Genomic DNA, 11,859 nt, shown 5'->3' with positions numbered 1-11,859 from the left:
CCGTTCACCGATCCGTTCACGGAGCCCTTCACCGAGCCCTTCACCGAGGCGTTCGCGCAGGCCTACGCCCAGGTGCACGGCCGACGCGACGCGGCGATCCTGCTCGCCCGTGCGCGAGCCGCCGCGGTCCGCCGCCAGCGCGAGGCGTTCTGGGCGGGCTACGTCACCGCCATCGTGCGCGGCCGGGCCCGCTGACCCTGCCGCCGACGAGGAGACCGACACCATGACCGTCCTGGCCGAACCGCACGACGTCGACCGCGAGCCGTCGGCACGCGTCATCGCGCTCCGCCCGGCCGCGGGCCGGCACGCCGCCGGCGGCCCGTCGCCCGAGGTCGTCGGGCTGGCCCAGGACGTCGAGGAGCCGGTCTCCGCCCCCCGGACCGCAGGCCGGCACGTGGTGGAGGACCTCTCCCACCACGTGCCGGACCCCGCGGCCCGCTCCCTCGTGCGCGAGCTCGAGGACGTCGTCACCCGCATGCACACCCACGGCGCCCTCCCGGCGCTGCGCGTCGACCTGCGCGAGCTGCTCGGCGCGTGGGCGGCCGCGCTCGTGCGGCTGCACCGGACCCCGCTGACGCCGACCACGCCCGTCGCGGACCTCCCGTGGGTCCTCACCGAGCCGCTGCCCACCTGGCTCGACGACCTGCCGGGCGACCTCGGACCCGTCTGGGCGGTGCGTGCGCACCCGGGCGTCCAGCGGGCGGTGCGCGCCGCGCGGGCCTCGTGGTCGGCCGTGCAGTGGACGCACGGCGAGGCGACCGGGGACGAGGTCGTCGTCACCCGGACGAAGGGGGTCGTACGGGCCACGCTGCTCGGTTCGCACGACCGGTCGGCGCCCGACGGCGACCTGGCACCCGCCCGGGCGGGACGCAGCGGGTGCGGCGACCCGCGGTGGGACGTCGCGACCGCGCTCGACTGGGTGGCGCTCGCGCTCGGGCCCGCGCTCGACCCCGCGTGGCACCTGGACCCCGTCGGCACGTTCGTCGCGCAGTACCGCGAGCTCGGCGGCGACGCGCTCCCGGACCGGACGACGGCCGTCGCCCGCACCCTCGCGTCGGCGGTCGAGTGGAGCGCCCAGCTCACGCTCGCCGGCGACCCCACGGACGACGAGCGCGCGTGGCTCGCCGGTCTGTGGTCACGCCCGCTCGACCTGGTCGGCCGCGCCCGCGCGACCGGCGCACCGGGGCTGCGGTCCTCCTGACCGCACTCGCCCGTACGACGGGCGGTGCGCGACGGAGGTCCCGGCACGACGAACGGCGAAGGCCCGATCCGCAGGGGGGACCGGGCCTTCGCCGTCGGTACGTCAGGTCAGGCAGCGCCTCAGGCGGCGTCGTCCTCGGACGTCAGGTTCCGGGTCTTGTTCTGGTCCAGCGCGATGCCGGGGCCGTTGGTCGTCGAGACCGTGGCCTTCGTGATGTAGCGGCCCTTCGACGCGGACGGCTTGAGACGCAGGATCTCGTCGAGCGCCGCGGCGTAGTTCTCCACCAGGTTGACGTCGGAGAACGACGTCTTGCCGATGATGAAGTGGAGGTTCGCGTGACGGTCCACGCGGAACTCGATCTTGCCGCCCTTGATGTCCGCGACAGCCTTCGCCACGTCCATCGTCACGGTGCCGGTCTTCGGGTTCGGCATGAGGCCACGCGGGCCCAGGACCTTGCCCAGACGCCCGACCTTGCCCATGAGGTCCGGGGTCGCCACGGCCGAGTCGAAGTCGGTGTAGCCGGCGGCCACCTTCTCGATCAGCTCGTCGCCACCGACCTCGTCGGCGCCGGCGGCGCGAGCCTGCTCGGCACGCTCACCCGTCGCGAAGACGAGCACGCGGGCCGTCTTGCCGGTGCCGTGCGGCAGGTTGACCGTGCCACGGACCATCTGGTCCGCCTTGCGGGGGTCGACACCGAGGCGGAAGACCACCTCGACGGTCGCGTCGTACTTCGTCGTGGACGTCGCCTGCGCGAGCCGGACGGCCTCGAGGGGGCTGTACAGCTTGCCGGCCTCGATCTTCTCGGCGGCGGTGCGGTACGCCTTGCTGTGCTTCGCCATCTGCTTCTCCTGATTCAGCAGTCGTGGTCTGTCGGGCCGCACAGGCCCTGCCACTGCACTTCTCGGTACGCCGTGAAAGCCTCACGGCGCGGGTGCCGGCCGACGCGGACGCCGGCCGGCGGGTGGTGCGGGAGGTCAGACCTCGAGCTCATGCTCGGTCTGACCTGCGCTCACGCTTCGGTCAGCCCTCGACCTTGATGCCCATGGAGCGGGCGGTGCCGGCGATGATCTTCTCCGCCGCGGCGAGGTCGTTCGCGTTGAGGTCCTCGAGCTTGGTGCTCGCGATCTCGCTGACCTGCGCCTTGGTGAGGGTCGCGACCTTCACCGTGTGCGGCGTCGGGGAGCCCTTGGCGACACCGGCGGCCTTCTTGATGAGCTCGGCAGCCGGCGGCGTCTTCGTGATGAAGGTGAACGAGCGGTCCTCGTACACCGTGATCTCGACGGGGATGACGTTGCCGCGCTGCGCCTCGGTGGCCGCGTTGTACGCCTTGCAGAACTCCATGATGTTGACGCCGTGCTGACCCAGCGCCGGACCGATCGGCGGCGCAGGGGTGGCCGCGCCGGCCTTGATCTGGAGCTTGATGAGGCCGGTGACCTTCTTCTTGGGGGGCATGAAGCCTTCCCTCTCTTGTTCGTGGGCCGACGCCGTGGGCGATGACCCGGTTGCAGTGCCGGCCCGAGGTGCGGGTCGGCATCGTCAGCGTCAGATCTTGGCGACCTGGCTGAAGGACAGCTCGACCGGGGTCTCCCGGCCGAAGATCGAGACGAGCACCTTGAGCTTCTGGTTCTCGGCGTTGATCTCGGAGATCGTCGCCGGCAGCGTGTCGAAGGGGCCGTCCGTGACGGTGACCGACTCGCCGACGGTGAAGTCGACCTGGATCTGCGAGGTGCTCTTCGCGGCCGCGGCGGCCGTGGTCGGCGCCTTCGGCGTGAGCGACGGCGCGAGCATCGAGAAGACCTCGTCGAGCGTCAGCGGCACCGGCTGGTGGGTGTGGCCCACGAACGAGGTGACGCCGGGGGTGTGCCGGACGGCGCCCCACGACTCGTCGGTCATCTCCATGCGGACGAGGACGTAGCCGGGGATCCGGACGCGCTTGACGACCTTGCGCTGCGCGTTCTTGATCTCGACGACCTCCTCCATGGGGACCTCCACCTGGTAGATGAAGTCCTCCATGTTGAGGCTCTGCGTGCGGTTCTCGAGGTTCGCCTTCACGCGGTTCTCGTAGCCCGCGTACGAGTGGATGACGTACCAGTCACCGGGCTGGACGCGCAGCTGGGCCTTGAAGGCGGCGACGGGGTCCTCGTCGGGGTCGGGTCCCTCGTCCTCGGCGTCGTCCTCGTCGGACTCGGCGGACACGGCCTCGTCGGTCGCGTCCTCGTCGACCTCGGCGGACTCGACCTCGACCTCGGTCGCGGCGTCGTCGGCCGGAGCGGCCTCGTCACCCGCGGTGGCCTCGACCGCCTCGACCGACGCCAGGGCGTCCTCGAGCTCCGTCTCGGCAGCCGGGGTGGGCTCCTGCGACTCCTGCGACACGTGCGAACCTGCTTTCTCCAGCGTGTGGGGCGCTTGCGGGCGACGACGGGCGGACCGTCGTCGCGGGGCGGCCGGTGGCGGCCGCGGGGGTCAGCCCCCGAAGATCCAGAACGTCAGCTTGCCGATGCCCAGGTCGACGACCGTCACGAAGGCCATCACGACCGCCACGAACACGAGCACGACCGTCGTGTAGGTGATGAGGTCGGAGCGCGTGGGGCGGACGACCTTCTTGAGCTCGGCGACGACCTGACGCCAGAAGAGCGCGATGCGCGCGAACAGCCCGCGCTTCTTGTCTCCGGAGGCGGACTTGGGCGCGCGTGCGGACGACGCCGATCCCCCGGCGTCGGACGCCGCGGCCGGTGCGGTTTCGCTCACGTCTGGCCCCTGTGTCTCGTGGTGGCCCCCGGGACCAGTGCGGACCCGGCGGTGGGACGGCTGACGCGACGCGCCGGACCGTCCGGCGATCCTGCTCGCGACCGGCCGGGAGCCGGACCGCGTGCGCAGGGCAGACAGGACTCGAACCTGCAACCTGCGGTTTTGGAGACCGCTGCGCTACCAATTGCGCCACTGCCCTACGACGGCCGGACCCCTCCCGACACGCCCTGGCCGGTGCCCTCGCGGGTCCCGACGAGCCCTGACGGGCGCGGCGCATCATGGCGGAGGTCAACCGCCGGGGGTCAACTGTACGCGACGGGCGCCCGTGGGTCGAACCGCACCAGGAGAGAGCCCCGGTGCGGCTCCGACGGGAGTCGTCCGCGCGTCGTCCAGGAGGGCCGAAAGGCCGGGCGACCCTCGCGTGACCTCTGCCACTATGGGCCACGTGAGCGAGCAGACCCCCTCCCCCCGCCCCCGTGTGTCCGCGCGCGTCGCCGCGATCGCCGAGTCGGCGACGCTCGCCGTCGACGCCAAGGCCAAGGCCCTCAAGGCCGCCGGCCGGCCCGTCGTCGGCTTCGGGGCGGGCGAGCCGGACTTCCCGACGCCCGCGTACATCGTCGAGGCGGCCGTCGCGGCCGCGCAGGACCCCGCCAACCACCGCTACACCCCGGCCGCGGGCCTGCCCGCGCTCCGGGAGGCGATCGCCGCGAAGACGCTCCGCGACTCCGGCTACGAGGTCAGCCCGGGCGACGTGCTCGTCACCAACGGCGGCAAGCAGGCCGTCTACCAGGCGTTCGCCGCGCTCGTCGACCCCGGCGACGAGGTCCTGCTGCCCGCGCCGTACTGGACCACGTACCCCGAGGCGATCCGCCTCGCGGGCGGCGTCCCCGTCGAGGTCTTCGCGGGCGTCGACCAGGGCTACCTCGTCACGGTCGAGCAGCTCGAGGCCGCGCGCACGCCGCGCACCAAGGTGCTGCTGTTCTGCTCGCCGTCCAACCCGACCGGTGCCGTGTACTCGCCCGAGCAGACCGAGGAGATCGGCCGCTGGGCGCTCGAGCACGGGATCTGGGTCATCACGGACGAGATCTACGAGCACCTCACCTACGACGACGCGGTGTTCACGCCGATCGTCAAGGCCGTCCCGGAGCTCGCGGACACGACCGTCGTCCTCAACGGCGTCGCGAAGACCTACGCGATGACCGGCTGGCGCGTGGGCTGGATGATCGGCCCGCGCGACGTCATCGCCGGAGCGACGAACCTGCAGTCCCACCTGACGTCCAACGTCGCCAACGTCTCGCAGCGCGCCGCGATCGCCGCACTCACCGGCGACCTCACCGCCGTCGAGGAGATGCGCCGCGCGTTCGACCGGCGCCGGCGCACGATGGTCGAGATGCTCGCCGCGATCGACGGCGTCCGGGTGCCCGCGCCGCAGGGGGCGTTCTACGCCTACCCGTCGGTCGAGGGCGTCCTCGGGCGCACGATCCGGGGCGTCACGCCGCGCACGTCGGCGGAGCTCGCGAGCCTCATCCTCGACGAGGTCGAGGTCGCGGTCGTGCCCGGCGAGGCGTTCGGGCCCAGCGGCTTCCTGCGGCTCTCGTACGCGCTCGCCGACGCCGACCTCGTCGAGGGCGTCGGCCGCGTGCAGTCCCTCCTGGGCGAGGCCGTCTGACGCGAACGGCCCCGGCCGGGCCCCCGCGTCCGCGGGTCGACCGGCGTCCTGACGCCTGTGATCAGGGGCTGCACCGGCCGCACCGGGCAGTCCATACTGTCCGCCATGCGTCCGGACGAGCCACGCAGCAGCCGCGAGAGCGCTCCCGCGCCCGGCGGCCGCAGTGGTCGTCCCCCGCGTCGGCCGACCGTGCGCGTCCGGCTCCTCGCGGCCGTGATCGTGCTGGCGGCGCTCACCGTCCTCATCGCGGGCGCGACGGCGTTCTGGCTGCAGTCGCGCGAGACCGACGCCCGCATCGACAACTCCCTCGCGCGCGCCGTCGCCGCGCTGCGGACCGTCGAGTCGGAGCCCGACCCGCGCACGCTCCAGCCGTTCACCAGCGTCGACCAGCTGCTCAACACCGCCGTCCGCAAGCGCGTCCCCGGCAAGAACGAGGGCGTCATCACCCTGCAGGGCGACCGCCTGAGCTGGACGGCGGCCCGTGAGACGCACGCGATCCGCCTCGACGAGGACGAGGAGCTCGTCGCGCACCTCGCCCGGCTGTCGATGACGACCACGACCACGCACGTCGAGACGGTCCGCACCTCGGTCACCGAGTACCGGCTGGTCGCCGCGCCCGTCGGCGTGCGCCACGACCCCGCGCAGGGCCTGTTCGTCGTCGCGTTCGACCGCCGCGCCGAGATGCACGCGCTGCAGACGACGTTCGCCACCTACTCGGCCGTCGGGATCCTCGCGCTCGGCGTCATCTCGATCGTCGCGTGGTTCGTCGTCGGGCGGCTCCTGCGGCCCGTCCGGCTGCTGCGCGACACCGCCCGCCGGGTCACCGAGTCAGACCTGTCCGAGCGGATCGCGGTGAGCAGCAACGACGACCTCGGCGACCTCGCGCACACCGTCAACGCCATGCTCGACCGGCTCGAGCGGGCCTTCGGGTCGCAGCGCGAGCTGCTCGACGACGTCGGGCACGAGCTGCGCACGCCCCTGACGATCGTGCGCGGGCACCTCGAGCTGCTCGACCCCGACGACGCCGACGACGTCCGCGCCACGCAGGCCCTCGCCCTGGACGAGCTCGACCGCATGCACCGGCTCGTCGACGACCTCATGATCCTCGCGACCGTCGAACGGCCCGACTTCGTGCGCCTCGCCCCCACCGACGTCGGACGGCTCACCGACGACGTCCACGACAAGGCGCGCGGGCTCGGCGACCGGCGCTGGGTCGTCGGGTCGCGCGCCGACGTCACCGTGCGCCTCGACGCGCAGCGCATCACGCAGGCCTGGCTGCAGCTCCTCGCCAACGCGTACCGGTTCTCGCCGCCCGGCTCGACCGTCCGGCTCGGCAGCGAGACCGCCGGAGGCCGACTGCGGCTGTGGGTGCGCGACGAGGGCCCGGGCGTGCCGCCCGACGAGGAGGTGCGCATCTTCGAGCGCTTCCACCGCGGCCAGGCCGACCGGTCCTCCCACGGCGCCGGGCTCGGGCTGCCCATCGTCGCGGCCATCGCGCAGGCGCACCACGGCCGCGTCCGCCTCGAGCGCCCGCCCGCGGGGTCGACCGGTGCGGTGTTCGTCCTCGACCTGCCCGCCGTCGACCTCGTCGACGGCAACGTCCCCCCGCCCCACACCCTCGTCGACGTCGCGGAGCACAGAAGATGACGCACATCCTCATCGCCGAGGACGAGGAGCGGATCGCCGCCTTCGTCGCCAAGGGCCTGCGGACCGCCGGGTACGAGGCGACGGCCGTGACCACCGGCGAGGAGACCGTCGCGCGCGTGCGGGCCGGAGGGGTCGACCTGCTCGTCCTCGACCTCGGCCTGCCCGACCTCGACGGCTTCCAGGTCCTGCGACGGATCCGCGAGGCCGGGCACCCCGTGCCCGTCATCGTGCTCACCGCCCGGTCGTCGGTGACCGACACCGTGACCGGGCTCGAGTCGGGTGCCGACGACTACATGGCCAAGCCGTTCCGGTTCGAGGAGCTGCTCGCCCGCGTGCGGCTCCGGCTGCGCCAGCAGCCCCAGCCGGCCGGCGAGGTCACGGTGCTGTCGCACGGGCCGCTGCAGCTCGACCTGCGCACGCGCCGCATGCGCGTCGGGGAGCACGAGGTCGACCTGTCGGCCCGCGAGTTCGCGCTCGCCGAGACGTTCCTGCGGCACCCGGGCGACGTCCTGACCCGCGAGCGCCTGCTGTCCGACGTGTGGGGCTACGACTTCGACCCCGGCTCGAACGTCGTCGACGTGTACGTGCGGTACCTGCGGCGCAAGGTCGGCGCGGAGCACTTCGACACCGTGCGCGGCGTCGGCTACCGGCTGGTCGACGCGACCGCGACGGCCTGACCGGGCGGCAGCACGGCGGGGCCCGTCACGTTTGGCACACTGTGCCGATGCGCGACCTGGCCGCCCTCCCCAAGGCGCACCTGCACCTGCACTTCACGGGGTCGATGCGCCGGACCACGCTCGCGGAGCTGGCCGACCGGCACGGGATCCGGCTGCCCGCCGTCCTGCTCGACGCCGACCCGCTGCACGTCCCCGCCGACGAGCGCGGCTGGTTCCGGTTCCAGCGGCTGTACGACGCGGCCCGGGCGTGCGTACGCGGCGAGGACGACATGCGGCGCGTGGTCACCGAGGCGGTCGAGGACGACGCCGCGGAGGGCTCCGGGCGGCTCGAGATCCAGGTCGACCCGACGTCGTACGCGCCGTTCGTCGGCGGACTGACCCCGGCGCTCGAGATCGTCCTGGACGCCGCACGGGAGGCGAGCCTCGCGACCGGGGTCGACGTGGGCGTCGTGGTCGCGGCGTCGCGCATGCGGCACCCCCTCGACGCGCGCACGCTCGCACGGCTCGCGGTCCGGCACGCGGGCGACGGGCCGGGCGAGGTCGTCGGGTTCGGGCTGTCGAACGACGAGCGGCGCGGCGACACGAGCGCGTTCGCCTCCGCGTTCGCGATCGCCCGCCGGGCGGGCCTCGCGGCGGTGCCGCACGGCGGCGAGCTCCTCGGGCCCGCGCACGTCGAGGACGTCCTGGAGCACCTGCACCCCGACCGGCTCGGGCACGGGGTGCGCAGCGCCGAGGACCCGCGCGTGCTGGACCGGGTCGTCGACGAGGGCGTCGCGCTCGAGGTGTGCCCCGCGTCGAACGTGTCGCTCGGGGTGTACAGGTCCGACGCCGACGTGCCGCTGCGAACCCTCGTGGAGGCCGGTGCCCGCGTCGCGCTCGGCGCCGACGACCCGCTGCTGTTCCACGCGCGGCTGCTCGCCCAGTACGAGGCGGCGCGGACGGTGCACGGGTTCTCCGACGCGGAGCTCGCCGCGCTGGCGCGGTCGTCGGTCGTCGCGAGCAGGGCGTCGGACGGCGTGCGGTCGCGGCTCCTCGCGGGAGTCGACGCGTGGCTCGCTCAGGACCCTGCTGCCGCACCCACGGCCGCGGGGGCGCCCGCAGGTGCCGACGCGGCGGCAGGAGCGGGGGCAGCCGAGGGCACGGCGGCCGACGTCGACCGGGCGTCAGACGCCGTCGACGTCGACGTCAGAGGCTGACGCCGACCAGCACCGGCTCGGGCTCGAGGACGAGGCCGAACGCGTCACGCACGCCGTCGCGCACCTGGCGGGCCAGCGCGACGAGGTCGTCCGCGGACGCGCCGCCCCGGTTGGTCAGCGCGAGGGTGTGCTTGCCCGACAGCGCAGCCGCCCCGGGACCGGCGAACCCGCGGCCGAAGCCCGCGTGCTCGATGAGCCACGCGGCGCTCGTCTTCGTGGCGCCGTCGGGTGCCGGGAACCGCGGGGCGTCCGCGGGCAGTGTCGCCGCGGCGGCCGGGTCGAGCACCGGGTTGGTGAAGAACGAGCCCGCGCTCCACGTGTCGTGGTCGGCCGCGTCGAGCACCATGCCCTTGCGGGCGCGCAGCGCGAGCACGGCCGCCCGGACGTCGGCGGCGGGCGCCCGCTCCCCGACCGCGACGTCGAGCGCGCGCGCGAGCTCCGGGTAGGCGACGGGCCGCGCGAGGGTGCCCTGGCGCAGCTGGAAGGTCACGTCGAGGACGACGTAGCGGGGCGTGGGGCTCCACGGAGCGCCGGGGTCGGCCGGGTCGGCCTCGCGCATCGAGCGCTTGAGCACCGACGTCCGGTAGCCGAAGCGCAGGTCGACGAGCGGCAGCGTCCGCACGCGGGCCCGCCCCCGGTCCCAGACGCGCACGGTCGCGATGGTCTCCGCGACCTCCTGGCCGTAGGCGCCGACGTTCTGCACGGGCGTCGCGCCCGTCGAGCCGGGGATGCCCGACAGCGCCTCGAGGCCGACGAGGCGGTGGCTCACGGCGTGCTCGACGACCTCGTCCCACGGCGTGCCCGCGGGCACGGTGTACGTGACGCCCGCGCACGCCGAGTGGTCGGGCACCTCGATGCCGGTCCGGACGTCGCGCACGACCACGCCCTCGAAGCCCGCGTCAGCGACGAGCAGGTTCGACCCGCCGCCCACGACGAGCAGCGGCTCGCCGGCGTCGTCCGCGGCCCGCACGGCGTCGACGAGCTCGGCCTCGGTCGTCGTCTCCACGTACCGGCGCGCCGGACCGCCGACCCGCAGCGTGGTGAGGTCGGCGAGCGCGCGGGACGTCGGGTCCGCGGTCGTCACGGTCGGGGTGGTCGTCGCCGGGTGCACCGGACCAGGCTAGACCGCGCCGTCGGGACCGCCGGTGCCCGCAGGCGTCCGGCCCGTGCCCTTCTCGTCGTCGGGCGCGGCAGCCGCACCGCCCGGGGTCGTCGCACCCGCGGCTGCGGGGCGCGGCAGCGGGGCGGCGGCGTTGACGACCAGCAGGCCGAGCACGATCGGCACGAGGATGACGAGCAGCGCGTGCCGGTACCCGACGTGCTGCGCGAGCAGGCCCAGCAGGGGCGGTCCGGCGAGGAACGCGCTGTAGCCGATGGTCGAGACCACGCTGACGCGCGCAGCGGCCCGCAGCGGGTCGTCGGACGCGGCGCTCATGCCGACCGGGAAGCCCAGCGCGGCACCTGCACCCCACGCGACGACGCCGACGAGCGCGAGCCACAGCGGCCCTGCGAGGCCGAAGAGCAGGAGCCCGACGATCGCGAGGACCGCGCACAGCCGCAGGACCGCCACGCGGCCGTAGCGGTCGAGCAGCGCCGTCCCGAACCAGCGCATGCCGGTCATCGCGGCGACGAAGACGCCGAACGCCATCGCGCCGAGCGCGTGCCCGGTGTCGAAGCCGTCGACGACGGCCAGGCTCACCCAGTCGTTCGCCGACCCCTCGGTCAGGGCGGCGGCGAGCACGACGAGACCGATGAGCAGCGTCCGCGGCTCGAGCCACGCACCGAACGCGGCGCGCGCACCGCGCGGGGCGGACTCCTCCGCGGCGTGCGGGTGGTCCTGGTCGTCGGGCAGGAACGCGCGCACGGCGAACGCCACGACGACGACCGACGCGGTGACCGCGACCGGCACGTGCACCGCGACAGGCACGTGCAGCCAGGCGGCGACCGCGGAGACGCCCGCGGCACCGACCGTGCCGAAGGAGAAGCCGGCGTGGTAGCGGGGCATCACGGTGCGTCCGAGCCGCTGCTCGACGGCCGCGCCCTCGAGGTTCATCGCGGCGTCCCAGACGCCCGTCCCGACGCCGTACAGGACCATGCCGACCACGACGACCGCGACCTGCCCGGCCGCGACGCCGAGCGCCGCGACGGTGAGCCCGGTGCCGTTGAGGATCGCGAAGCCGAGCACCGTGCGGCGGGCGCCGAGGCGCTGCACGACCATCCCGGACAGCGGCAGCGCGACGAGCGAGCCGACCGCGCCGACGAGCAGCAGCAGGCCCATCTGCTCGGGCGAGAAGTCGAGGCCGTCACGGATCGCCGGGAGCCGGGAGGCCCACGTCGCGAAGTTGAAGCCGTTGAGGACGAAGACGGCGAGGACGGCGGCCGACGCCCGGCCGATGTCGGGCCGGGTCGTCGTGGGGCCGTGCTCGGGCGTCGACATCGTTCCTCCGGTGCGCGTGTCCGTCATCGATCGTGCCGTCTCTCGCTCGTGGTGGCACGTGCGCGGCGGATCGACCCGGCACGTCCGAGGGTGCCCGCACCGGCACGGACCGCGGCGCCCGCGCGCGCGGCGCGCGAGCGGACCGTGTGCCGGCGGTCCTCGTGCGGGAGGGCGAGCGCGGGCAGGCGGTCGGGTCCCGCGAGGGCGAGGGTCGGCACGCCCGCCGGGGTGGGGTCGGCCGCGTGCTCGGGCACGGGGTCCGGCACGCTCGCCGGGGTCCGCGG

At 74.4% G+C, this 11,859-nt stretch carries 12 protein-coding genes, 1 tRNA gene and 1 pseudogene; 6 read left to right on the top strand and 8 right to left on the bottom strand.

Translation table 11 applies throughout. The annotated features are described in order from the left end of the window. Together CBZ_RS19300 and CBZ_RS19295 are read left to right on the top strand one after the other, a co-directional pair. Positions 1-195: pseudogene (locus CBZ_RS19300) on the top strand (peptidase S32); the annotation flags it as partial. A gap of 28 nt (positions 196-223) precedes the next feature. Next, complete coding sequence (locus tag CBZ_RS19295; protein ID WP_130783069.1) at positions 224-1,201, top strand: hypothetical protein; 978 nt, start codon at positions 224-226, stop codon at positions 1,199-1,201. A gap of 119 nt (positions 1,202-1,320) precedes the next feature. Here the strand turns inward: CBZ_RS19295 and rplA are convergent, their stop codons facing one another. From rplA to CBZ_RS19270, 5 genes are all read right to left on the bottom strand, one after another. Next, positions 1,321-2,040: a 50S ribosomal protein L1 gene (rplA, locus tag CBZ_RS19290; protein WP_130783068.1), complete on the bottom strand. Its 720-nt coding sequence runs from the start codon at positions 2,038-2,040 to the stop codon at positions 1,321-1,323. A gap of 181 nt (positions 2,041-2,221) precedes the next feature. Further along, positions 2,222-2,653, bottom strand: a complete 432-nt coding sequence (gene rplK, locus CBZ_RS19285) for a 50S ribosomal protein L11 (protein WP_056023364.1) — start codon at positions 2,651-2,653, stop codon at positions 2,222-2,224. Positions 2,654-2,743: 90 nt separating this feature from the next. Continuing rightward, positions 2,744-3,574 (bottom strand): transcription termination/antitermination protein NusG, encoded by an 831-nt coding sequence (nusG, locus tag CBZ_RS19280; protein ID WP_130783067.1) that lies wholly within the window; start codon positions 3,572-3,574, stop codon positions 2,744-2,746. Between the two features lie 90 nt (positions 3,575-3,664). Further along, positions 3,665-3,949: a preprotein translocase subunit SecE gene (secE, locus tag CBZ_RS19275; protein WP_130783066.1), complete on the bottom strand. Its 285-nt coding sequence runs from the start codon at positions 3,947-3,949 to the stop codon at positions 3,665-3,667. A gap of 126 nt (positions 3,950-4,075) precedes the next feature. Then, a tRNA-Trp gene (locus tag CBZ_RS19270) sits at positions 4,076-4,148 on the bottom strand. A 246-nt stretch (positions 4,149-4,394) separates the two neighbouring features. Between CBZ_RS19270 and CBZ_RS19265 the strand changes: the two genes are divergently transcribed. The 4 genes from CBZ_RS19265 to CBZ_RS19250 all read left to right on the top strand — a co-directional run bounded on the left by CBZ_RS19265 (position 4,395) and on the right by CBZ_RS19250 (position 9,138). After that, complete coding sequence (locus tag CBZ_RS19265; protein ID WP_165446859.1) at positions 4,395-5,618, top strand: pyridoxal phosphate-dependent aminotransferase; 1,224 nt, start codon at positions 4,395-4,397, stop codon at positions 5,616-5,618. 213 nt (positions 5,619-5,831) lie between these two features. Continuing rightward, the gene (locus CBZ_RS19260) at positions 5,832-7,265 is read left to right on the top strand and encodes a sensor histidine kinase (RefSeq protein ID WP_246013554.1); all 1,434 of its coding nucleotides are present in this window, start codon (positions 5,832-5,834) and stop codon (positions 7,263-7,265) included. Then, a complete protein-coding gene (locus tag CBZ_RS19255; RefSeq protein WP_130783063.1) occupies positions 7,262-7,942 on the top strand; it encodes a response regulator transcription factor in 681 nt (226 codons plus the stop codon). The genes CBZ_RS19260 and CBZ_RS19255 overlap by 4 nt, the downstream gene beginning before the upstream one ends. 47 nt (positions 7,943-7,989) lie before the next feature. Next, positions 7,990-9,138 carry an adenosine deaminase gene (locus tag CBZ_RS19250; protein ID WP_130783062.1) on the top strand — a complete coding sequence of 383 codons (1,149 nt, stop codon included), beginning with the start codon at positions 7,990-7,992 and terminating at the stop codon, positions 9,136-9,138. Here the strand turns inward: CBZ_RS19250 and CBZ_RS19245 are convergent. The 3 genes from CBZ_RS19245 to CBZ_RS19235 form a co-directional block, all read right to left on the bottom strand. Continuing rightward, positions 9,128-10,249 (bottom strand): UDP-N-acetylmuramate dehydrogenase, encoded by a 1,122-nt coding sequence (locus CBZ_RS19245; protein ID WP_130783061.1) that lies wholly within the window; start codon positions 10,247-10,249, stop codon positions 9,128-9,130. The genes CBZ_RS19250 and CBZ_RS19245 overlap by 11 nt on opposite strands. Before the next feature lie 9 nt (positions 10,250-10,258). Next, positions 10,259-11,575, bottom strand: coding sequence for an MFS transporter (locus tag CBZ_RS19240; RefSeq protein WP_130783070.1), 1,317 nt, complete (start codon positions 11,573-11,575; stop codon positions 10,259-10,261). Positions 11,576-11,598: 23 nt separating this feature from the next. Continuing rightward, a partial coding sequence (locus CBZ_RS19235) for a hypothetical protein (RefSeq protein ID WP_218022825.1) occupies positions 11,599-11,859 on the bottom strand: 261 nt, incomplete at its 5' end.

Source organism: Cellulomonas biazotea, from assembly GCF_004306155.1.
In the GTDB taxonomy this organism is placed as follows: Bacteria; Actinomycetota; Actinomycetes; order Actinomycetales; family Cellulomonadaceae; genus Cellulomonas; species Cellulomonas biazotea.
Note: the sequence above shows the minus strand (reverse complement) of the source record. Positions and strands in the feature narration are given on the sequence as shown.